Source organism: Veillonella sp. 3913 (genome assembly GCF_003992235.1).
Classification (GTDB): domain Bacteria; phylum Bacillota; class Negativicutes; order Veillonellales; family Veillonellaceae; genus F0422.
The window spans coordinates 627,637-651,076 of the sequence record NZ_RQVF01000001.1 but is presented as its reverse complement, the minus strand read 5'-3'; the positions used below and the strand labels follow the sequence as shown (position 1 = coordinate 651,076).

Annotated in this window: 15 protein-coding genes and 1 other annotated feature; of the genes, 11 read left to right on the top strand and 4 right to left on the bottom strand. The window is 40.0% G+C overall.

Translation table 11 applies throughout. The annotated features are described in order from the left end of the window. Nucleotides 1-37 precede the first annotated feature (37 nt). Together cydD and EO113_RS03160 are read left to right on the top strand one after the other, a co-directional pair. The gene (gene cydD, locus EO113_RS03165) at nucleotides 38-3,709 is read left to right on the top strand and encodes a thiol reductant ABC exporter subunit CydD (protein ID WP_164726306.1); all 3,672 of its coding nucleotides are present in this window, start codon (nucleotides 38-40) and stop codon (nucleotides 3,707-3,709) included. Nucleotides 3,710-3,815: 106 nt separating this feature from the next. Further along, entirely contained in the window at nucleotides 3,816-4,973 is a 1,158-nt protein-coding gene (locus tag EO113_RS03160; protein ID WP_127135529.1) for a hypothetical protein, read from the top strand. A gap of 279 nt (nucleotides 4,974-5,252) precedes the next feature. Here the strand turns inward: EO113_RS03160 and EO113_RS03155 are convergent, their stop codons facing one another. Both EO113_RS03155 and EO113_RS03150 read right to left on the bottom strand, forming a co-directional pair. Then, entirely contained in the window at nucleotides 5,253-5,585 is a 333-nt protein-coding gene (locus tag EO113_RS03155; RefSeq protein WP_127135528.1) for a hypothetical protein, read from the bottom strand. 58 nt (nucleotides 5,586-5,643) lie between these two features. Then, a complete protein-coding gene (locus EO113_RS03150) occupies nucleotides 5,644-6,576 on the bottom strand; it encodes a LysR family transcriptional regulator (protein WP_009354144.1) in 933 nt (310 codons plus the stop codon). A 424-nt stretch (nucleotides 6,577-7,000) separates the two neighbouring features. On the opposite strand from EO113_RS03150, the gene nifJ reads away from it, so the two are divergent. The 4 genes from nifJ to rplT all read left to right on the top strand — a co-directional run bounded on the left by nifJ (nucleotide 7,001) and on the right by rplT (nucleotide 11,985). Beyond that, nucleotides 7,001-10,549, top strand: coding sequence for a pyruvate:ferredoxin (flavodoxin) oxidoreductase (gene nifJ / locus EO113_RS03145; RefSeq protein ID WP_127135527.1), 3,549 nt, complete (start codon nucleotides 7,001-7,003; stop codon nucleotides 10,547-10,549). A 189-nt stretch (nucleotides 10,550-10,738) separates the two neighbouring features. Further along, nucleotides 10,739-10,848, top strand: a sequence feature (ribosomal protein L20 leader region). A gap of 5 nt (nucleotides 10,849-10,853) precedes the next feature. After that, nucleotides 10,854-11,378 carry a translation initiation factor IF-3 gene (infC, locus tag EO113_RS03140; protein ID WP_009354125.1) on the top strand — a complete coding sequence of 175 codons (525 nt, stop codon included), beginning with the start codon at nucleotides 10,854-10,856 and terminating at the stop codon, nucleotides 11,376-11,378. An 11-nt stretch (nucleotides 11,379-11,389) separates the two neighbouring features. Then, nucleotides 11,390-11,587 carry a 50S ribosomal protein L35 gene (rpmI, locus tag EO113_RS03135; RefSeq protein ID WP_009354135.1) on the top strand — a complete coding sequence of 66 codons (198 nt, stop codon included), beginning with the start codon at nucleotides 11,390-11,392 and terminating at the stop codon, nucleotides 11,585-11,587. 47 nt (nucleotides 11,588-11,634) lie between these two features. Next, nucleotides 11,635-11,985 carry a 50S ribosomal protein L20 gene (gene rplT, locus EO113_RS03130; RefSeq protein WP_009354133.1) on the top strand — a complete coding sequence of 117 codons (351 nt, stop codon included), beginning with the start codon at nucleotides 11,635-11,637 and terminating at the stop codon, nucleotides 11,983-11,985. Between the two features lie 208 nt (nucleotides 11,986-12,193). Here the strand turns inward: rplT and EO113_RS03125 are convergent, their stop codons facing one another. Continuing rightward, the gene (locus EO113_RS03125) at nucleotides 12,194-13,750 is read right to left on the bottom strand and encodes a polysaccharide biosynthesis protein (RefSeq protein ID WP_127135526.1); all 1,557 of its coding nucleotides are present in this window, start codon (nucleotides 13,748-13,750) and stop codon (nucleotides 12,194-12,196) included. Nucleotides 13,751-13,949: 199 nt separating this feature from the next. Between EO113_RS03125 and fba the strand changes: the two genes are divergently transcribed. After that, a complete protein-coding gene (gene fba, locus EO113_RS03120) occupies nucleotides 13,950-14,879 on the top strand; it encodes a class II fructose-1,6-bisphosphate aldolase (protein WP_062403391.1) in 930 nt (309 codons plus the stop codon). A gap of 49 nt (nucleotides 14,880-14,928) precedes the next feature. Here the strand turns inward: fba and EO113_RS03115 are convergent, their stop codons facing one another. Then, nucleotides 14,929-15,792, bottom strand: coding sequence for an RluA family pseudouridine synthase (locus EO113_RS03115; protein ID WP_127135525.1), 864 nt, complete (start codon nucleotides 15,790-15,792; stop codon nucleotides 14,929-14,931). A gap of 296 nt (nucleotides 15,793-16,088) precedes the next feature. On the opposite strand from EO113_RS03115, the gene EO113_RS03110 reads away from it, so the two are divergent. The 4 genes from EO113_RS03110 (at nucleotide 16,089) to EO113_RS03095 (ending at nucleotide 23,439) form a co-directional block, all read left to right on the top strand. Beyond that, complete coding sequence (locus EO113_RS03110) at nucleotides 16,089-19,538, top strand: pyruvate carboxylase (RefSeq protein ID WP_127135548.1); 3,450 nt, start codon at nucleotides 16,089-16,091, stop codon at nucleotides 19,536-19,538. 257 nt (nucleotides 19,539-19,795) lie between these two features. Beyond that, a complete protein-coding gene (locus tag EO113_RS03105) occupies nucleotides 19,796-20,989 on the top strand; it encodes a PLP-dependent aminotransferase family protein (protein WP_062403385.1) in 1,194 nt (397 codons plus the stop codon). Between the two features lie 255 nt (nucleotides 20,990-21,244). Further along, a complete protein-coding gene (locus EO113_RS03100; RefSeq protein ID WP_009354132.1) occupies nucleotides 21,245-22,069 on the top strand; it encodes an Mrp/NBP35 family ATP-binding protein in 825 nt (274 codons plus the stop codon). A 56-nt stretch (nucleotides 22,070-22,125) separates the two neighbouring features. Further along, the gene (locus EO113_RS03095) at nucleotides 22,126-23,439 is read left to right on the top strand and encodes a M18 family aminopeptidase (RefSeq protein ID WP_127135524.1); all 1,314 of its coding nucleotides are present in this window, start codon (nucleotides 22,126-22,128) and stop codon (nucleotides 23,437-23,439) included. Nucleotide 23,440 lies beyond the last annotated feature (1 nt).

Genomic DNA, 23,440 nt, shown 5'->3' with positions numbered 1-23,440 from the left:
AAGAATCGACAAACACGTATTCTGGAAAGGAGGTCTGATGATTCATCCCTTTGCTTGGCAATTAGTGAAATTGCATCCTCGTTCCTATGGAGGATTACTATTGTTTACCTTGCTTGGCACGGTAGCAACGTTAGGGCAAGCATATGCTTTTGCTTGTATTATTGATAGGCTAGTAGTACAAGGTGGAGATATATCTTTTGATTATATACTAGGATTAATGTTAATGATTTTTCTACGTATGGTTTGTACCCATGGAGAGCAGTGGTTGCGAGATCATATTGCAAGTGCAGTTCATGATGACCTACGCAATCGTGTGCTACACCATATGTTATCTCAAGGGGTACGTCAATCCGAGAGTGCTGGTTCTATCACACATATATTGACTGATGGGTTAGATCATGTAGATGCTTATATGAGTCAATATATTCCACAAGCATTATATGCTGTATTGATTCCACTTATATTGTCTATTGCTATTATTAATTCTATCTCTTGGATTGGTTGGATTTTATTGCTAACCTACCCTTTGATTCCTTTTTTTATGATTCTCATTGGTAAGGAAGCAGATAAACTAAATAAGCAGCAATGGGAACGAATGCAATTCTTAGGAGGACATTTCCTTGACGTATTACAAGGTTTAACAACACTGAAAGTATTTGGTCGTGCCAAAGAACAGATTCATGTGATAGGTCGTTTATCTGGAGAGTTTCGCGATGCTACATTAAAGGTATTGCGTATCGCCTTTTTGTCTGCCTTAGTGTTAGAATTAATCGGTACAATAAGTACAGCCATGATTGCTGTCTACTTAGGGGTATCCTTAGTATATGGGGAAGTAGAGTTTTTACCAGCTTTCTTTATTTTGCTACTAGCACCAGATTTCTATGCTCCCCTACGACAGTTGGGATCTGCGTTTCATACGGGTTTATCAGGTAAAGTGAGCCTTACAGCAGTGGAGGAGTATGTAACATCAGGTGTAGAAGTAATTCATACAGGTCAGAAAACACTTAAGGATCCGATTCAAACTATTGAGTTTCGGGATGTGGCATACGAATATGAAGAAGATCATGTAGGCTTAGCCACTTTTACAGGTGTATTGGAACGTGGCCGTTCTTATATGCTAGTTGGTGAAAGTGGAGCGGGTAAAACTACTATATCTAATGTGCTCATGCAATTATTAACGCCTACTAAGGGCCAAGTGACCGTAGATGGTTATGATTTACAAACCTTAGACAGTCAATGGTACCATGAGCAGATTGCGTATCTTAGTCAAACCCCATATATTATGAGTGGTACCTTACGGGAGAACTTACAATTTGGATTACCGGCGACTGATGAAACCTTATGGCAGGTTCTAGAACAAGTACAGCTAGCTGATTTTGTAGCTACTTTACCAAAGGGATTAGATACATTGATTGGAGAAGGTGGCTATGGATTGTCCGGTGGACAACGCCAACGATTAGCTTTAGGACGAACCTTGTTACGACCAGCACAAATCCTTATTCTTGACGAAGTAACAGCTCATTTAGATGTGGAAACTGAGCATCTAATCATGCAGGTATTGCATCAGTATGGGCAAGATAAAATCGTCTTGTATGTGGGGCATCGTGTGCAAACTATGAAGTATGTGGACATTTTATTTGTAATGCAAGAAGGGCGATTAGTAGAATCTGGTAGTTATAGAGACTTAGTCGCACAAAATGGATATTTTACATCCCTAGTGAATACCTATAGTAATCCTGTGATGCGAAAGGTAGTGGAGGAGACACTAAAGTCTGAATCCCCTAATCCAGCATTAGGAGCAGACTATAGCAGTGGCGATACATCGTACGATATAGTGCGACAAGTTGAAATAGAAGCGTTACATAATACACATGCATCGAATGTTAAAGAACATAATAAAATAGGAAATACGCAACAGAATATCCGTCGAGGCTTATGGTCACTCTGGAAGTTACTATCTGGGCATAAAGCCTTGCTAGTGGGTAGTGTAGTTTTTGCTATGGCTACGGTGCTTATGAATATTGGCTTACTTACTACGTCCACATGGCTCATAACGAAAGCCTCAGAGCATCCTCTATTGGTGGTGTTGAGCTTGGCAATTGTTGGAGTACGATTCTTTGGGATTAGCCGTGCTATCTGTCGGTATGGGGAACGTTATGTGTCGCATTCTATGGCTTTCCAAGGTTTATACGAATTGCGTATTGCCTTCTTTAAAAGATTAGAACCATTGGTGCCACGGATCTTTCAATCTATGAAAATGGGGGACCTCCTAGGACGGATTATGGCAGATATTGAGACGCTACAGTTTTTTTATTTGCGCACCTTAGTACCTAGTTTGTCTTTCATCGGTGTCACAGTACTGGGTTGTATCATAGGATACCAATTGCATCCGATAGTAGCTATGGTGATTGCATTGTACAGTATTCTTGTAGGCGTAGTGCTGCCAATGATCATTACCTATGTGCTACGGCAAGTCCCACCTATGCGATTACATACAAGAGGGCGTATGAAAGAGGAACTCATCGAATCCATTCATGGCGTGGTAGATATTATTATGAGTCATCAAGAAAAACGATTTGTACAGTCTATGAAAGCATCTTTTCGTGATTTTGATGGTTGGCAAAGTCTATGGAATCGTGGTGTTCATTGGAATCAGACTATCCTCTTAGGGTTAGCACAATCTACCTTATTAGTAGGGATTATCGTTGGCGTATGGGTGATTGATGGCATTACCTATGGACCGCTATGGGTGGCGGTCATCGCTATTGGATTGCAGTCCTACTTTGAAGCATTACAACCTATGACAGAAGCATCCTTGCATGGCTATGAAAGCGCTTTAGCTATGGAGCGATTGGAACAGTTAGAAGGTCAACAGAAACAACAGAACCCATCAGTAGATAATGTGGGCGTTCATAGAAGTAGACTTGCTGATATACCTTCTGATAATGAACCTTTAGAGGATGATAAAAACATTGAAACAGAGATTCCAATGATTCGTATGCAAGCTCTATCCTTTGCTTATGATGTACTGCCTATTTACGAGGGATTAGAATTGTCCATTCAAAAAGGTGAGAAAGTAGCTATTGTAGGTCCTAGTGGGTCCGGTAAAAGCACATTGTTTGCACTGTTACAAGGATGGTATGCATACAGTGGTACTATCTTTATTGATGGAGTTGATACAAGGGCACTTTCAGAGGAAGAATTGCAATCGTATATGGCATACGCTACCCAAGATATCTATATATTCCATGCTACGATTGGCGATAACATCCGATTGGCTAAGCCGAGTGCTACAGATGAAGACATTTGGCAAGCCTTAGAAGCGGTGCAATTGGCGGACTGGGTACGGACGTTACCAAAAGGTTTGCGCACCATGGTCGGTCAAGGGGGCATGGGTCTCAGTGGTGGACAACGACAACGTCTTGGTATGGCACGCTTGTATTTACGTGATGCAGAGATTTTGCTTTTGGATGAGCCACTAGAAGGATTAGATCAAGTCACACGGCACTTGGTACAAGATCAGTTGAGTACTTTGTTCCAAGGAAAAACTGTATTATACATTACACACCATATCGAACAACTTCATGAAATGGATCGTATTGTATTCTTAGAAGATGGACGCATTGTGGAAAGTGGAACTTATGAACGTTTATTAGCTTTACAAGGTCGATTCTACGAATACCATAGATTGAGCATGGAACGCATTTAGTATAGGTGGGGCTTTTCTTTCATTTGTAAGGGGACTATGATATAATTGTGATAACTATGAAAGTGTATCACTTAGATTCAGATAACCTACTAGATAGGAGATATATATGGGACAATTAGTTACAAAGCTGTTGAAATTAGCCAATACTGTAACTACACAAACACATATAGAAGCCCCACGTTTACCAGAGCAACTAGAAGATGGAAATACGCTGTACGATCATCGTATGCTATCCATTGAGGAAGAAGCGGTGAACCGTAAGATGCGATCTGTGGTGCGTAATCATTGGTTCTTTCATTCCATTATTTTTGAATTTGAACCAAACAATAAGGTATTCATGAATGTCATCACGAAATTGGGGAATGTCATCAATGTAGAATTTGATATTGATGATATTTGGTTTGATGATTATACATCTACCATTCAGCTTAAATTAGATGTAGCCAATATAGATATGGGTGGTTTGTTTTTAAATATCATTACTCATATTTTGGGAAATTGGAGTTTGCATGTATTAGGGATGTTTTTTAATCCTTTCAGTATCGGTGATGATACATCATCTATGCGTTTAGAAAAGAAAGGTATTATTCGGTTTGACTTGTCACCAGATAGCCCTGTACGAGAGTTTATTCCTTGGCCACAGCGACCAAAAGATAGCGTAGGGCCGGTGCTATTAACAGCCATCAGATCGGGACAATCTGTGCTGCAAGTGGAGTATTATGCATTCCATCAGAAGTTAGAAACCTATTTAGCTCCTGAAATGCCGGTAAAAACGAACTGGGTTCGCTCCATTGACATGGCGGCAGCTTTGTTAATGCCTATAGGGGTTTGGGTGAGCTTTATTATCTTGAACCATTACTTACCACATGAAGAGCTACAGGACTTTTCTTTCTCTACGTATTTCTTTATTTCCTTGAGCATTTTGCTATTCAGTTTTGTGGTCATGAATATTCCTCGTTATATTTACATGTATTTTGAAACGAGGAAAAAATGGCAATCTGTATTTGTGAGCAATAATATTAAGATCCAGATGCGACGATTACAACGACGTATTGCTATGCAGAAGCAGGCTTTAGAGAATGATAAAAATGTTATGAAACGACAAGAACATATTGTGGAAATGTTGATGCAAATACGAGATAAACGATTCTTGGCACATCGATTGAAAGTGGCTGATGAAGACCGGGATCGGAAACAAAAAGTAAAGTTTATCATAGCCTATGTGCTGTGTACGTTCCTCGAATGGATGCTCCTTATACACTAAGCACTGATGTATTTTGGGTGGGAGGGGGATATATGTCTGTAAAAAACATGCTGCCGCAAATTGTTTTTTACAGACATATATCCCCCTTTTTTTATACAGTCAGTGCTAAGGTAGGCGTCACATGGGAGGATGCTGCCGCAAATTGTTTTTATGTCTCACATATCCCTCCTTTTCAAATGTAGTAAGTGCTGAGGTAGGCGTCGCAAGGGAGTATGCAGTAGTAAATGGAATATAAAAGGGACTGTACTTAGTGTTGATGCACTTGGTACAGTCCTTTGTTTATTTTTTAACGTCTGGGACGTTGGTTGGGTTTGCTTTGAATGGTGTTTTCACCGGTGTGGATTTGCTTGGTTCTGGGGCCTCTATATTGGGATGCTCCCATTCTAATTGCATGATGCGGAACTGGTGTTGGTTGGCGAAACGTTTGAGCTGCCAGTTGTCACGTTCTAGTTCTTTTAGTCGTTCTCCGTGAGAGTTACTGATGTTTTCTAGGTTGGTCAAGCGATAGTGAAATGTATCGCTATGTTCCATGGTATGCTCTGTGTCAACTCGTTCTTTCAGAGCGTTGATTTCTAGTTGTTGTGATACCATCCAATAGGTTGTGCTTAGCACGTAGAGGATAATCCAGAACAGTGGCCTCTTTAGGAGAGGACCTACTTTCAGAAGTAGATTACTCAGCTGTTTCATCATGGGTGTCGCCAGGAATCAATGGCAAGCGCGCCATCACAAAGTCTAACCATAAGCGGGAAGCATGAGATAGGTAATGTCCTTTTTTCCAAATAACGTGTAAAGTATGCATAATTTCAGGATTTACTAAAGGACGTACCACAACGCTAGATCCTACTTTTGTATTTTCATCTTCCGTAGGGCATAGACGACTAGGTAATAAAGCGATTGCTAAGTGAGCGGCTACGGTTTGTAACATCAAATCGCGTTGGCTAGTTTCAAATACAATATGTGGTTGGAAGCCAACAGATTTACAAGATTTTACAATTTCATCATGAAGGTTAAAATCATCTTTATGTAACACAAAAGATTGATCTGCTAATTGATCAAGAGAAATAGATTCTTCTAGGGCTAATGGATTATCTTTTGGTAAGATAACGCTTAAAGGATCACTCGTTAAATAGAATGAGTCAAATTCTTTTGAATTTGGTTTTGTACAGATAATCCCAACATCGATAAGACCTTCTTGGACAGAAATTTCTATTTTTTTAGAACCATGTTCATATAACTCTAATTCGATTTGAGGATAGGTTTGTTTGAACTCACCTAATAATTGTGCAAAGATTGGAGCGTCTGTAACTGGTGGTAAACCAATTAATACAGAACCTTGTTCTAAGCGGAATTCGTTTTCGAAATCGATTTTTAAATGTTCAAACATGAATACAACACGTTTCGCATGCGTTAAAAAGATGGTGCCGCCATCAGTCATTTCAACAGATTTTGCATTACGAATGAATAACACAACACCTAGCTCGTCTTCTAATGCTTTTATAGTACGACTAATAGCAGATTGTGAAATGTGAAGATTTCTTGCGGCCTTGCTGAAACTTTTTTGATCCGCTACTTCTACGAAGTATTTTAAGTGATGAAAGTCCATAATGCACCTCTTAAATATGGTAATAACAAAAGCCCTCTTTTTTGGTATGCTATTTGAGCAATAAAGCATGTGTAAATGTAAATTGATAATCGCATAATTAGCAATGGATATAGTGTATATGGTATTGCGAAGTTCTCGTTCTCAATGTATAATGAAACCATAAGGCTATATCAATTTGTTCAAGAAGTAGAGTTACTACTTCACAAATTTGCAAAGAGGTACTATATAACTTATATATTATTACATTTTTGCAACATATGCAATCTTTTTAGAAATAAATGATTCATATTTCAAAAAACATTTTGATACTCAAGAGGGGAGGACTCATCCTGCGAGTGCACGGACAAGAGTCTATATACATCCCCCTATTTTGTATGTAACTACAAGTGTTAATTTTTATTTGCTTTAAGGAGGCTATTTTAACATGCGTAAAATGAAAACTATGGACGGAAACCAAGCTGCAGCACACGTAGCGTATGGTTTCTCTGAAGTGGCAGCTATTTACCCAATCACACCATCTTCTCCAATGCCAGAACATGTGGATGAATGGTCAGGACAAGGTCGTAAAAACTTGTTTGGTCATACTGTACAGGTTGTTGAAATGCAATCCGAAGCCGGCGCTGCAGCAGCAGTTCACGGTTCTTTACAAGCGGGCGCATTGACAACTACGTTCACATCTTCTCAAGGTCTATTATTAATGTTACCTAACTTGTACAAAGTGTCTGGTGAGTTACTTCCAGGTGTATTCCACGTAGCAGCTCGTGCTATCGCAGCGCAAGCATTGTCTATCTTTGGTGACCATCAAGACGTTATGGCAGCTCGTGCTGCTGGTTGTGCTATGTTAGCAGAATCCTCTGTACAAGAAGTTATGGATCTTGCTCCAGTTGCGCATTTAACAGCGTTAAAAACTCGCGTTCCTTTCATCAACTTCTTCGACGGTTTCCGTACTTCTCACGAAATCCAAAAAATCGAAGTATTAGAATATGATGAATTAAAACCTTTAGTGGACCAAGAAGCGTTAGAAGCATTCCGTCAACGTGCGTTGAACCCAGATGCTCCTGTAACTCGTGGTACTGCTGAAAACCCTGATATCTACTTCCAACATCGTGAAGCTTCTAACCCATTCTACTTAGAAGTTCCAAATGTAGTAGAACATTACATGCATGAAATCAACAAAATCACTGGTCGTAACTACCAATTGTTCAACTACTATGGTGATGAAGATGCAACTGACGTAATCGTAACAATGGGTTCCTCTGCACAAGTAGCTACTGAAACTGTAGATTACTTACGTGCACAAGGCCGTAAAGTTGGTTTCGTACAAGTTCACTTATTCCGTCCATTCGCGACAGATCGTTTTGTAGCGGCTCTTCCAAAAACTGTAGAACGCGTAGCAGTATTAGACCGTACAAAAGAACCAGGTGCGTTAGCTGAACCTTTATTCTTAGACGTTCAAGCAGCACTTGTTCAACACAATATTAATGCTAAAGTATTCGGCGGTCGTTATGGTCTTTCTTCTAAAGACGTAATCCCAGCTGACCTTGTAGCAGTATTCGATAACATGTTAGCAGAAGCTGGCAAACGTTTCTTCACATTGGGTATCAATGACGATGTAACTAACTTGTCCTTAAACCGTGCTGAAGGTGTATCCGTAAAAACTGAAGGTTTAACTGGATGTAAATTCTGGGGCTTCGGTTCTGACGGAACTGTAGGTGCTAACAAATCTGCTATCAAAATCATCGGTGACCATACAGATATGTATGCACAAGCATACTTCGACTATGACTCCAAAAAATCTGGTGGTGTGACAATGTCTCACTTACGTTTTGGTAAAAATCCAATCAACAAACCATACTTGGTAACTGAACCAGAATTTATCGCTTGTCATCGTCAATCTTATGTTCATGAATATGATCTTCTTCGTGGTATTAAAAAAGGCGGTACATTCTTATTGAACTGTACTTGGTCTCCAGAAGAATTAGCAGAAAAATTACCAGCAAAACTTCGTCGTACAATTGCTGAAAAAGAATTGAACTTCTACATCATCAATGCAGCGAAAATTGCAGCTGAAATTGGTTTGGGTGGCCGTATCAACATGGTTACACAAGCTGCGTTCTTCAAATTGACTGAAGATACAATCATTCCTATCGACAAAGCAGTAGAGTACTTAAAAGACTCCATTGAAAAAACATATGGTAAAAAAGGTGCTGACGTTGTTGCAATGAACAACAAAGCTGTTGATGAAGGCGTTGGGGCTCTTGTAAAAGTAGAAGTTCCAGCAGCATGGAAAGATGCAAAAGATTCCGAAGATACTTTCGAAAAATCTTCTTGCACAACTTGCCCAAGCTATGTGGCTAACATTGCAAAACCTGTTAATGCACAAGCTGGTTATGATTTACCAGTATCCGCTTTCACAGGCTATGAAGATGGTACATTACCTTCTGGTACTGCAGCATTCGAAAAACGTGGTGCCGCTTTATTCGTTCCTCACTGGATCAAAGAAAACTGTATCCAATGTAACCAATGTTCCTTCGTATGTCCACATGCGACTATCCGTCCTGTATTAGCGACAGCAGAAGAAGCAGCAGCAGGTCCTGAAAACTTTGAAACAATTCCAGAAATGATGACTAAAGGTGAATTGCAATTCCGTATTGCAGTATCTCCATTAGACTGCTTAGGTTGCGGTAACTGTGTAAACATTTGTCCAGCTCCTAAAGGAAAAGCAATCGAAATGCACCCTATCGATGGCGAATTAGAATTTGCTCCAGCTTGGGATTATGGTGTAGCATTACCAACTAAATCTCACCCAATGAAACAAGAAACTGTAAAAGGTTCCCAATTCAAAACTCCATTGCTTGAGTTCTCCGGTGCTTGCGCAGGTTGTGGTGAAACTCCATACGCTAAATTGATTACTCAATTGTTCGGTGACCGTATGATGATTGCCAATGCAACAGGTTGTTCCTCCATTTGGGGTGCATCTATGCCGGCATCTCCATACACTAAAAACCAACAAGGCCAAGGTCCTGCATGGGCTAACTCCTTATTCGAGGATAACGCTGAGTTTGGTTACGGTATGTTCATCGGTACTGAAAAAATCCGTACACAATTAGCTGAAACTGTAGCTTCTATCGCTGAAACTGCTGATGAAGCAACTAAACAAGTTCTTGACTTATGGTTAGAAAAACGTCTTCAAGGTGAAGGTACTCGTGACCGCGCTAAAGCTGTGATCGATGCTCTTTCCAAAGTAGAACAAACAGAAGCTGTAAAAGAAGTATTGGCTAAAAAACAATACCTTGTAAAACGTTCCCAATGGATCTTTGGTGGTGACGGTTGGGCATACGATATCGGTTTCGGTGGCCTTGACCATGTATTGGCTTCCGGCGAAGACGTTAACGTATTCGTATTCGATACAGAAGTATACTCCAACACTGGCGGTCAAGCATCTAAATCTACTCGCGTAGGTGCGGTTGCTCAATTCGCTGCGCAAGGTAAACGTACAAACAAAAAAGACCTTGGTATGATTGCTATGACATATGGCAACATCTATGTGGCTCAAGTTGGTATGGGTGCTGACATGAACCAATTGATGAAAGCATTGGCAGAAGCTGAAGCATATCCAGGTCCATCCCTAATCATTGCTTACGCTCCATGTATCAACCATGGTATTAAAGGTGGTATGGGCAATGCACAAGCTGAAACTAAACAAGCTGTTGCATCCGGTTACTGGGATCTATACCGTTACAACCCAGCGTTAAAAGCACAAGGCAAAAATCCATTCAGCCTTGATTCTAAAGAACCTGATTACGAATTATTCGATTCCTTCTTAGGAAAAGAAGTTCGTTACACATCTTTGGGTAAAGCAGTTCCTGCAATGAGCAAAGAATTGTTAGAAATCAACAAACAATTAGCTAAAGAACGCCGTCAATCCTATGTTCGTTTACAAAAAGGGTTTGAAGACGAATTGCAAGGCTAATCAATAGCGAACGTAATATGGAAAGGCTCTCCTTCGGGAGGGCCTTTTTATCAGTTTGTATGAAGGTAAATTTCTTTTATAATATGATGGTAATTTTACAAAGTATATTGTTGGAAAGTTGTAGATAATATATAAATTTAAAGGGAGAATTCTTGACAAATAAGAATTAATAGCGTATACTAATTAGGTATTAACAAGTAGAAACCATCCGTTTCTCACCTGATGTCATGAAATGTTGGGTACAGATAGTTATAAACTATGCTCGGGTGGCCTTGTGCCATCCGATTTTTTTATCCCTTTGGAGGTGACTAGTATTAGCAAAGATACACCGCGTATTAATGAAGAAATCCGTGCTCGCGAAGTTCGTGTCGTAAGTGCAGATAATGATCAGTTAGGTATTATGTCTGTTCGTGATGCGTTAGCTATGGCAGAAGAACAACATTTAGATCTAGTAGAAGTAGCCCCTAATGGTAAACCACCAGTTTGTCGCATTATGAACTATGGTAAATACCGTTATGAGCAACAAAAACGCGAAAAAGAAGCAAAGAAGAAGCAAAAAACTTTCACATTGAAAGAAGTTAAGCTTCGTCCTCACATCGAAGATCATGATTTTTATGTAAAACTTAAAAATGCAGCTAAATTCTTAGGTGATGGTAATAAAGTTAAGGTAACGATCATGTTCCGCGGTCGTGAATTGAGCCACCCAGAATTGGGGCTTAATGTGCTGACTCGTTTTGCTGGTGAATTAACTGACCAAGCGGTTGTTGAAAAAGAAGCGAAACTAGAAGGCCGAAACATGACAATGATTTTAGCTAAAAAAGGTAATTAGGAGGAAGAATAATGCCAAAGATTAAAACTCGTCGCGCAGCGGCTAAACGTTTCCAAGTAACAGGTAGTGGTGAATTCAAACGTGCAAAAGCTTTCAAAAGCCATATTTTAGAGAAAAAATCTCCAGCACGTAAACGTAATCTTCGTAAAGCTACATTGGTTAGCAAATCTGACTACAAACGCGTAGTGAAATGCTTACCATACGCATAAGATGCAAATATTTTAGTAACATATAACGATATTGGAGGAATACAATAATGGCAAGAGTAAAAACAGGCGTAACAGCGCATGCACGTCATAAAAAAATCTTAAAATTAGCTAAAGGTTACCGCGGTACACGTTCTCGCTTATTCAAAAAAGCAAACGAATCCGTAATGAAAGCATTATACTATGCTCGTCGTGACCGTCGTGCTAAAAAACGTGAGTTCCGTAAATTATGGATCGCTCGTATCAATGCAGCAAGCCGTATGAATGGTTTATCCTACAGCCGTTTCATCGCTGGTTTAACAAAAGCTGGTGTGGAAATCAACCGTAAAATGTTGGCTGACTTGGCAGTACATGATGCAGCTGCATTCGCGAAATTAGTAGAAATTGCTAAAAACGCGTAAAATAAATAGATAATGACCTATATAATAGGTTGTGTATAGAAGAACAGTCCTTTTGGGCTGTTCTTTTTTGCTACCTTTCAGAATGTTTAGTTGATATTGCTACATAGAGTGATAGAGATATATAAATGATAGTAGCAGTTAGCAATATATCTATAAAAAATACCCTTGAAAGTGATCCTTCAAGGGTATATTAATATATTTTTGTTAATTATCTAAAGAATCGTCCCACAACAGGTAATCGAGCTCCATCGTTTTTATTTAAACCTTTCAGCACAATCATGATAGCTACATAGATAAGTGCACCTATGATAGCGGTGATCATAATGTTAAAGAAGGTAGGAATATTTCCTTGTAAGATCGGATAGAAATAGTACATGGCCACGCCCATGATAGAGGCGGAGATAATATTTTTTCCTAACAAGATAAGGTCGATAAAGTATCCTGTGTGACGATGAATCCAGATAAGATTCAATAGAGCAGCAAAACCAATATCGGCTACAGTGGCGTAAGCAGCACCGCCAATACCTAAGGCAGGGATAGCTGTTAACTCCCAGTTTAAGATGACTTTTACAATGGCTGCGATTCCCATGTTGATGACAGGAATACGTGGTTTTCCTAAACCTTGCAAGATACCTGTCGTCACCTGGTGAAGACCTAAAAAGAAGATGGCCCACGCTAAGATTTGCGTTGCTTCTGCGGCACGTGGTGCGTTATAAATAGTGGATACCACTGGTTCTGCCAAAACGTATAGCATCACAGTGAAAGGAATCGTTGCTACGAAGGTTAACCGCATAGAACCTGCCGTGCGATAGTAGACTTGTTTTATATCTTTAATGGATACAGCATTGGAAACAGCTGGCACAATGCTTGTGGCAATGGCCGCCGTAATGATGGTTGCCAAGTTGATAAGAGGCACTGCCATGCCTGATAAATATCCGTATAGTTCCGTAGCTTCATGGAGCGGATACCCGATATCGATCAATCGCCGTGGGATAATCGCTACATCTAACATGGCTACAATTGGTAGCATCATGCTAGCTAAAGCGATAGGAATGGACAAGTTGATTAAACGACGAATGATAGACTTGGAACTTTCAGGTGTTTCTGTAGTTATCATCGGTTCGTCTAATTGTTTTGGTAGGCGATAGTAATAGTACATGAGTACCACTAAGGCACCGACCGCTCCGATACCAGCGCCTAGGCTGGCTCCACCAGCAGCTACATCTAATCCATAAGGGAGTAAAATATATGCAGCTCCAAGCATGACCACTACACGCAGTAATTGTTCTACAATTTGGCTAATCGCCGTAGGAGTCATCATTTGCCATCCTTGTAAATAGCCTCGATAGCAAGAAATGAGGGTGACGAAGAAGACTGCTGGTGATAGAGCAATTAAAGAATAGTAGGCTCTTGGGTCTGTAATGAAATTAATGTCAATAAGCCATTGGGCAGAACCGTAGACGGCAATACTGAACAATAGGCCGAGGACAAATAGCATTTTAAAAGAAATGGAAAAAACCTTCTGGGCTCCTAATACATCATATTTTGCTAATTTTTCCGCGGTCATAATGGAAATGGCAATAGGGATTCCTGCACTAGATAGCTGCAGAGCCAATAAGTACGCTGGAAATGCCATTTGGTAGATACCGATACCTTCACCACTGAGAACACGGGATAAAAAAATCCAGTTCAAGCTACCAATAGCTTTTACCACAAACCCCGCAATCGTCAAGATGAGTGTACCTTGTAAAAATCGATTAACCATGATATCTCCTATACTGAAAGATTCGATTGAATCTATGAAAGACTTACTTTTAATTGTACCATAGAATCAGTACTCTCTCAATAAGATTGACTACATTTGAGAACATAGATTTTTCTTGAATCGCTCTAGTAGATACGGTATAATAACTATATATAGTCATTAATAATGTATTTAATTATATACTACAAGGAGGCCCATTATGCCATTAGTATCTACAAAAGAGATGTTTGAAAAAGCCTATGCTGGCGGCTATGCAATTGGTGCGTTCAATGTAAACGACATGGAAATTATCCAAGGTATTGTGGATGCGGCGAAAGTGGAGCAAGCACCATTGATTTTGCAAGTTTCTGCAGGAGCACGTAAATATGCAAAACCTGTATACTTAACAAAACTGGTGGAAGCAGCTTTAATCGATACAGACCTTCCTATTGCTTTGCATTTGGATCATGGTGATGATTTTGAAATTTGTAAAGACTGCATCGATAGCGGATTTACTTCTGTTATGATTGATGGCTCTAAACATCCTTTTGAAAAAAATGTAGAATTGACAGCTCGTGTAGTGGAATATGCTCATAAACATGGCGTTGTAGTAGAAGGTGAGTTAGGTCGTTTAGCAGGTGTGGAAGATGACGTAAACGTTAGCGAGAAAGATGCGTTGTTTACCGATCCAGAGGAAGCCGCTGAATTCGTTCGTTTAACTGGCGTTGATTCCTTGGCGATTGCTATCGGTACAAGCCATGGTGCTTATAAATTTAAAGGCACTCCATACTTAGATTTTGGTCGTTTACAACGAGTAGGTGAATTATTGCCGAACTTCCCAATCGTATTGCATGGTGCATCTTCTGTACCACAAGCATTCGTTGAAAAATGTAACTCCTTTGGTGGTGCTATCCCAGGCGCACAAGGGGTGCCTGAAGATATGCTTCGTAAAGCAGCCACAATGGCAGTGTGCAAAATTAACATCGACACAGACTTGCGCTTAGCTATGACTGCAAGCATTCGTGAAGTATTAGCAAACAATCCTGCTGAATTTGACCCTCGTAAATACTTGGGACCTGGCCGTGAGGCTATCCAAGCTATGGTGCAACATAAAATTAAAAATGTATTAGGTTGCAACAACAAAATTTAATTTGATTTGAGAAAAGCTGGCATGCTCTTAGAGTATGTCAGTTTTTTTGTTATGGAATTTTATTAAAATACTCTGGTAATGGTGCCTGCAATGTGATCCACTTTTGTGTCATAGGATGGATAAAATGTAGTTCTGTGGCATGGAGGCATTGTTTGGTTTGCCACGTTAAGGAGCCTCCGTATAAATCATCGCCTGCGAGTGGGTATCCTAAAGCACTAAGGTGGACTCTAATCTGGTGAGTTCGTCCTGTGTGCAGATAACAGCGCACATGAGTATGATGTGGATGTTGTCGAACTACAGTTATATCTGTATGGGCAGGTTGCCCTAGTGGATGAGCACAACGTTCAATAATGCTACCCTCTAAGCGAGCAATAGGGAAATGAATGGATAACTTACTGATAGGAATAATACCATCGGTTATAGCATCGTATACTTTTTGGATGCGTGAATGCTGCTTGGTGAAAGCATGTTGAACCAAGGCATTCTTAGCAATGATAACGAGACCAGAGGTGTCCTTATCTAGTCTATGGATGGGGTGAAAGCTAGCGTTCATACCTTGTTTTTCAAAGTATGCTAATACGCCGTTGGCAAGTGTGTGGTATCTTTCAGAGGAAGTAGGATGTATAAGCATGCCTGCAGGTTTATTGATGACCAGCAGATGGTTGTCATCAAAGACAATGTCTAGGTCCATAGGGGTAGGGTCGATGTGTGATGTTTTAGTGAGGTGAACTTTTACGGAATCACCTGGATGTAGTAAGGTATCCCAAGTGGCGGTTTTGTCATTCACAAGGAACGAGCCTTCACGACGAAGACGGCGACGCATAGCTTGTGATACTTTTTGCTCTCGGATAGCTTGATTCATGGAGCATGGAGCATGATCTAATGAAAGTGTGAAATATAAAATAGGTTGCATAGATGTCCTTGTAGTTGAGTAAATTATATATGTATCCAAATGTAGATTATATAATTTATCATATCATAGAAAGTGATAATATGGTCAATGATTACAAAAAATATATACATACTCTGTCGTATAGATAAAAGTCGTATATCGGCTTTTTTTATGTTCATATAATTCTTTTAGGAACTTTACCAATAACCACTGTTTATATCTAGCTAATTTCAACGTTTAGGAGTATAATGAGGTATACAAATGTCTATTCCTAATGGTAGTAATACTGGAATATGCAAAGTTGAGGAGGGATTATGATGAAACAAATACGCTCGCTATTAGTAGCAAACCGTGGTGAAATTGCTATTCGTGTACTTCGTGCATGTAACGAAATGGGCATTCGCACAGTGGCTATTTACTCTAACGAAGATGCACTTTCATTACATCGCAATCAAGCCGATGAATCTTATTTAGTAGGGGAAGGTAAAAAACCTGTAGATGCATACTTAGATATTGAAGATATTATTCGTATTGCGAAGGAACATGACGTAGATGCGATCCATCCAGGGTATGGCTTCTTATCTGAAAATGCACATTTTGCACAACGTTGTGAAGAAGAAGGGATTACGTTCATCGGACCTAAAGTAGAACATTTAGTGATGTTCGGTGACAAAGTAAATGCTCGTATTCAAGCCAAAAAAGCAGATATACCGATGATTCCTGGCAGTGATGGTCCATTGAAAGACTTTGCAGAATTAGAAGCATTTGCTGAGAAATATGGCTATCCATTGATGATCAAAGCCGTGAATGGCGGTGGTGGTCGTGGTATGCGTGAAGTAACAAAATATGAAGAACTTCGCGATGCTTATGATCGTGCAAAATCTGAAGCAAAAATGGCTTTTGGCGATGATGATGTGTACGTAGAAAAATTAATTGTAGAGCCAAAACATATCGAAGTCCAAATCATCGGTGATGAACATGGCAATATCGTACATTTACATGAACGGGATTGTTCTATCCAACGTCGACATCAAAAAGTAGTAGAAGTGGCGCCAGCCTTTGCTTTATCCCGTGATTTGCGTGACCGTATTTGTGCAGCCGCTGTGAAAATCATGAAACATGTGAACTATGTCAGCGCTGGTACGGTAGAATTCTTGGTAACCGCAGATGGAAACTTCTATTTCATTGAAGTCAACCCTCGAATCCAAGTAGAACATACAGTGACAGAAATGATCACAGGCATCGATATTGTACATACGCAAATTCGCATTGCCGAAGGTCATGCATTGCACAGTGAAGCGGTAGCCATTCCTGCACAAGAAAATATTCGTTGTGAAGGCGTAGCTATCCAATGTCGTATTACTACAGAAGATCCAAACAATAATTTCATGCCAGATACAGGTAAATTAATTACGTACCGTAGCTCTGGTGGTTTTGGTATTCGTTTAGATGGTGGTAATGCTTTCACCGGTGCAGTTATTACACCATATTATGATTCCTTGCTAGTAAAAGCTACATCTTGGGCGTTGTCCACAGAAGAAGCTATCCGTAAAATGTTGCGTTGCTTGCGGGAGTTCCGTATTCGTGGTGTAAAAACGAATGTGCACTTCTTGGTGAATGTATTAGAACATGAAGTGTTCCAATCTGGGGATTACAATGTTCATTTTATTGACGAACATCCAGAATTGTTCAACTTAAAAAAAGATAAAGATAGAGGTACAAAGCTTCTTCGCTACATCGCTGATGTAACTGTCAATGGTTACAATGGACATAAAGAAGAAGTACCAACATTTGACCCTCTCATTATGCCATCTAATGTGCCAGGTGCACCAGCAGCAGGTACAAAACAAAAATTGGATGAATTAGGACCAGAAAAATTCTCTAAATGGATTCAAGAACAACCAAAAGTATTGTTTACAGATACCACATGGCGTGATGCGCATCAATCCTTGTTTGCGACTCGTTTGCGTACTGCAGACATGGCTCGTGTGGCCGGTCGTGTTGCGAAGGGATTGCCTAATTTGTTCTCCTTAGAATGTTGGGGCGGTGCAACGTTTGATGTGGCGTATCGTTTCTTGCATGAAGATCCATGGGAACGGTTGCGCATGTTCCGTGAACAAGTGCCAAACATCTTGTTACAAATGTTACTTCGTGGCTCTAATGCCGTAGGATACACAAGCTATGCGGATAATGTGGTGCGTGAATTTATCCGATTGGCTGGCAAAAATGGTATCGATGTATTCCGTATTTTCGACAGCTTAAATAGCTTAGATAATATGAAAGTTGCTATCGATGAAGTTCGTAATCAAGGTAAAGTAGCAGAAGTGGCTTTATGCTACACAGGAGATATTTTAGATCCTCGCCGTGATAAATATAACTTGGCATATTATGTCAATATGGGTAAAGAACTGGCAGCAGCAGGGGCTAATATTTTAGCTATCAAAGATATGGCTGGTTTATTAAAACCTCAAGCAGCGTATAATTTAGTAAGCGCATTAAAAGATGCAGTAGACCTACCAATTCACTTACATACCCATGAAGGTTCTGGCAATGCTATATACTCCTATGGCCGTGCGGTAGATGCAGGAGTAGATATTATCGACTTAGCATATTCTGCTTTTGCCAATGGTACAAGTCAACCTAGCATGAGCTCCATGTACTATGGTTTGACTGGACATGATCGTCAACCAACTATGAATGTAGCTTATATGGAAGAAGCATCCAACTACTTTGGTTCTATTCGTCCATACTACAAAGGAGTAGATCATACATCTTCGTATCCAAATACAACGGTATACCAACATGAAATGCCTGGTGGACAGTATTCAAACTTACAACAACAAGCGAAAAGTGTGGGTCTTGGAGAGCGTTGGGAAGACATTAAACGTGTGTATCATGAAGTGAGCATGCTATTTGGTGATATCATCAAAGTAACGCCATCTTCTAAAATTGTTGGCGATATGACTTTGTTCATGGTTCAAAATAATTTGACAGAACAAGATATCTACGACAAAGGGGATACATTGGACTTCCCACAATCTGTGGTGGAATTCTTCAAAGGCTACATTGGTACTCCATATTTGGGATTCCCTGAACGGTTACAACAAATTGTCTTAAAAGGTGAGAAACCATTGGATGGTCGCCCTGGTGCTATGTTGCCATCAGTTGACTTTGAAGCGGTTCGTAAAGAACTAGCAGAGAAAGGGGCAGGTACTACCGATGAAGATGTGATTGCTCACTGCTTATATTCTAAGGTATTTGCTGATTATAGCACGTTCAAACATGACTATTCCGATGTGAGTGTATTAGATACTCCAACTTTCTTCTTTGGTATGAAACGCGGTGAAAGCGTAGAAGTGACTATCGAACAAGGTAAAACATTGGTGATTAAATACATTCAAATGAGTGAAGCTGATGAAGATGGTACACGTCATGTGTTGTTTGAATTAAACGGTCAACCTAGAACGATTAAAGTTCATGACAAACACATTAAAACAACAGGTGTAGTGCGTCATAAAGTGGATCCAACCAAACCTGGTGAGGTAGGTGCTACTTTATCCGGATCTGTAGTGAAAATTGTGGCACAAGTGGGTCAAGCTGTGAAAAAAGGTGATGCCCTTGTAGTGACAGAAGCGATGAAGATGGAGACTACTATTACAGCGCCAGTATCTGGTGTGGTAGGTGTCATCCATGTTCGTGAAGGTAGCCGTATTGAAAGTGGCGATTGCTTGTTAACTATCGAAGAGCAAGCGCATGTAGCAAACTAGATGATACGATTTATATTGTGTCAGTATGTCAGATATAGGCCAAGTTATGGTGTAAATTATGATGTAGGCTATAGTATATAACATGCAAAACAGGAGCAACTCTGTTGCTCCTGTTTATCATATCTGAGAGGGATATGGTGTAACTATCAGTTATATACGCGTATCCTATACATAGTTTTTTTATTATATATTTGATGTTTTATGATTGTATAGCCATAGTATTGAAATAAATAAGAAATATAAAAGGAGTGATTCTTATGGCATTTGTATTGCCAGAACGGTCTATTAGCAAAGGACCTAATTTCATTCGAGATGTGTTTGAACGGGGCGCAGGGATTCCTGGATTTATTAGTTTTGGGATAGGAAATCCAGCTGGTGAAGTGGTGCCAGTAGCGGAAATTCAAGCTGCCTTTGACTACATTGTACATACGAATCCATTAGAGATTTTACAATATGGTCCTATGCAAGGAGATGCGAAGTTAGCAGAGCAAACATTGCATCGTTTGGTACATGTGCATCATATGCCTACCCAAAACCAACAGTTGTTATTGTCCATCGGGGCAGGCCAAGATTTAGGGTTAGTACCTCGCACAGTGTGTGATGCTGGCGATGAAGTGTACATGGATGCCTATACGTTCACCAGTGCGATTAATGCGGTACGTAGTGTGGGAGCCAAAGCGGTAGGCATTCCTACCGATGGGGATGGTATGATTCCAGAAGCTTTGGAAGAAGCGGCAAAATCTGGAAAAGGTAAATATATCTATCTGATTCCTAACTTTCAAAACCCTACAGGTATTACTATGCCTTTAGAACGAAGAAAAGCGATTTATGAAATTGCAAAAGCTTATGATTTGTTCATTTACGAAGATGATCCGTATGGAGAAATTCGCTTTGGCGGTGAGCGAGTGCCTACTTTCAAAGAAATGGATACGGATAATCGTGTGCTATATGCAGGGTCCTATTCTAAAACGATTTCTGCAGGATTGCGAGTTGGTTTTTTGTATGGTCCAAGCGAAGTAATCCAAGCTATCCAAGTGATGAAGAATAATTGTGATGGTCAAATGCCATTAGTCACACAACGTGTAGTAAGCCATTTGCTAGAACATATCGATTATGATGAGCAAATCCAAAAGGTATGTAAGGTGTATCAAGAAAAATGCCATGTTATGTTAGATACATTTCGTCAATACGGTAGTTCTAAAGTACATTTAACAGAACCTACGGGAGGAATGTTTATATGGATGACTTTGCCAGACCACGTGGACTGTGACGCTTTCTTTGAAGAGGCCATTGCGCGAAAAGTAGGCATTGTGAAAAGTGGAGCTTTTGCTGCTGATGGCGTTCCCTATGGACAACACTTCCGTTTAAGCTATACTGTGCCATCTCTTGAAGACATCCGCAAAGGCATGCAAATTATTGGAGAATTGACACGTGAGTATTGTGGGGACTAAATATTTCCACTGCACATGTATTTTATAAAGATGAATTACGAGCGCAACATATATAAGGTAATTGTTTTGGTTACTTATGACTATGTTGCGCTTATCTTATATGAGAGTGTTACAAAATTTTTATATCCTATGATATAATAGGAATATACCTATAGATATATAGGATATACCATACATTCATAGGTGTGAATGGCAGTACTTATATTGGTAAAGAAAGTTCTAAGGACTTTCAGACATATAGAAAGAAGGTTTATAATGGCATGTGGAGATAACGGTGGTTGCGGCGGTTGCGCATCTTCTAGCGGATGCGGTACGCAACAACCAGTAGATTTGACAGTAAAAACAAATGATAGAAGTCATGTGAAAAAGGTCATCGGCATTGTATCCGGTAAGGGCGGTGTTGGTAAATCTTTGGTCACAAGCTTGATGGCAGTGAGTCAATCTCGTAAAGGCAAATCTGTAGGGATTCTTGATGGAGATATTACAGGTCCATCCATTCCAAAAGTATTTGGTTTGAAAGACAAAGTGCGTAGCGATGATGGTAAATTGATGTATCCTATCGTGTCTAAAAATGGCGTGAAAGTGATGTCTGTGAATTTGCTATTAGATGATGAATCGGATCCAGTCCTTTGGAGAGGTCCTGTGGTAGGTAATGTGGTAAAACAATTCTTCTCCGATACAGTATGGGGCGATGTAGATTACTTGTTCGTGGATATGCCTCCAGGAACAGGAGACGTAGCCATGACAGTATTCCAATCCTTACCATTGGACGGTATTATCGTGGTTACATCCCCTCAAGATTTAGTATCTATGATTGTGGAAAAAGCTGTAAAAATGGCGGATATGATGCAAGTACCTATTATTGGTGTAGTGGAAAACTTTGCTTATTTCCATTGCCCAGATAATGGAAAAGATTATAAAATCTTTGGTGAAAGTCATATTGATGAAGTATTGAAAAAATACAATTTATTGTTACTAGGCCGACTACCAATTGATCCTAAAGTAGCAGAGTTGTGTGATGCCGGTGAGATTGAAACCATAACAACAACAAATTTAGAATCAGTAGGCTTACCAGAGTGAGCGTGGACAATACCATAGTGTACGTTGTACCTATGGTATTTTTCATAGGAGGAACTATGTGTGAACAGAATAAAGTCGCAACTATGTATGCTGACTTTTTTGATTATATTGAAAGCTCTACCTCACCGTATCATACGGTGGAGGAGTCTTATCGTCGCTTAGAGGAACAAGGCTTTACACCTTTATCGATGGACGAAGAATGGAATTTGGTGGCAGGGGATTATGTCATTGATGTATATGGTACTACTTTAGTGGCAGTCCATATTGGAGAACATCCAAGAGAGACATTACGGATTGCCTCTGCTCATACAGACTTTCCTGGATTCCGGGTGAAGCCTAATGCAATGATTACGGACAAAGGGTATGGTAAGCTGAATGTAGAAAGTTATGGTGGATTAATTCAATATACTTGGTTCGATCGACCTCTTTCTCTGGCTGGTGTGGTAGTGACAAAAGGGAAAGGGTTAGACCTAGAGACGCATTACGTAGATATAGAAAAGCCGGTGGCTACTATCCCTAGCTTAGCGATTCATATGAATCGACAAGTTAATGAAAAGGCTGTGTTTAACAAGCAAAAAGAGATGTTACCACTCATTTTAATGCGTGGCCTTGGCACGGAGTACGAAGACGACAAAACTTTATTAAAAGCCTTATTAGCCGAAGAAATTGGCTGTGAAGCGGCAGATATTTTATCCTATGAGTTGACCGTGTATAATACGGATACAGTGGAAACTGTCGGCTTTGATGCGGAATATATCAGTGCACCACGATTAGATAATCTTACATCCTGTTATGCTTGCTTACAAGGAATTGTAAGTGCCAAAAAACAACAGGCTACAGGGATTCGTATGGCATTCCTATTTGATCACGAAGAGGTGGGAAGTCGTACAAAACAAGGAGGAGCCTCCTTGTTATTACCAAATGTAGTACGCCGTGTGTACCGTGCTTTAGGATTCTCAGAAGAAGCTTGTGAGGCGGATATTGCAAAAGGGTTCATGATTTCTTCTGATGTGGCTCATGGATATCATCCTAATTATGGCGAGAAAAATGATATTACAAATTACCCGACTTTGAATGGTGGCGTAGTTTTAAAAATAGCTAGCTCTCAATCCTATGCGGGAGATGCGGTGGCACAAGCGATTGTGACCGATTTATGTGAGACCCATGGCATTAAGCATCAAATCTATGTGAATCGATCGGATATTCCAGGAGGTTCTACGGTGGGATCTATTTCTTCAGCGCAATTAGTGATGCGAACTATGGATGTAGGTTTACCACTGTTGGCCATGCATTCCGCACGTGAGTTGATGGGTACCTATGACCAAATTGAGTTAAATCGATTATTAACTGTATTTTTAGGGGAGGTATAAC

Excerpts from the sequence above, each read along its gene's own strand:
- cydD (WP_164726306.1), top strand. The coding sequence starts at position 38 with ATGATTCATCCCTTTGCTTGGCAATTAGTGAAATTGCATCCTCGTTCC.
- EO113_RS03160 (WP_127135529.1), top strand. The coding sequence starts at position 3,816 with ATGGGACAATTAGTTACAAAGCTGTTGAAATTAGCCAATACTGTAACT.
- EO113_RS03150 (WP_009354144.1), bottom strand. The coding sequence starts at position 6,576 with ATGGACTTTCATCACTTAAAATACTTCGTAGAAGTAGCGGATCAAAAA.
- nifJ (WP_127135527.1), top strand. The coding sequence starts at position 7,001 with ATGCGTAAAATGAAAACTATGGACGGAAACCAAGCTGCAGCACACGTA.
- rpmI (WP_009354135.1), top strand. The coding sequence starts at position 11,390 with ATGCCAAAGATTAAAACTCGTCGCGCAGCGGCTAAACGTTTCCAAGTA.
- rplT (WP_009354133.1), top strand. The coding sequence starts at position 11,635 with ATGGCAAGAGTAAAAACAGGCGTAACAGCGCATGCACGTCATAAAAAA.
- EO113_RS03125 (WP_127135526.1), bottom strand. The coding sequence starts at position 13,750 with ATGGTTAATCGATTTTTACAAGGTACACTCATCTTGACGATTGCGGGG.
- fba (WP_062403391.1), top strand. The coding sequence starts at position 13,950 with ATGCCATTAGTATCTACAAAAGAGATGTTTGAAAAAGCCTATGCTGGC.
- EO113_RS03115 (WP_127135525.1), bottom strand. The coding sequence starts at position 15,792 with ATGCAACCTATTTTATATTTCACACTTTCATTAGATCATGCTCCATGC.
- EO113_RS03110 (WP_127135548.1), top strand. The coding sequence starts at position 16,089 with ATGAAACAAATACGCTCGCTATTAGTAGCAAACCGTGGTGAAATTGCT.
- EO113_RS03105 (WP_062403385.1), top strand. The coding sequence starts at position 19,796 with ATGGCATTTGTATTGCCAGAACGGTCTATTAGCAAAGGACCTAATTTC.
- EO113_RS03100 (WP_009354132.1), top strand. The coding sequence starts at position 21,245 with ATGGCATGTGGAGATAACGGTGGTTGCGGCGGTTGCGCATCTTCTAGC.
- EO113_RS03095 (WP_127135524.1), top strand. The coding sequence starts at position 22,126 with ATGTGTGAACAGAATAAAGTCGCAACTATGTATGCTGACTTTTTTGAT.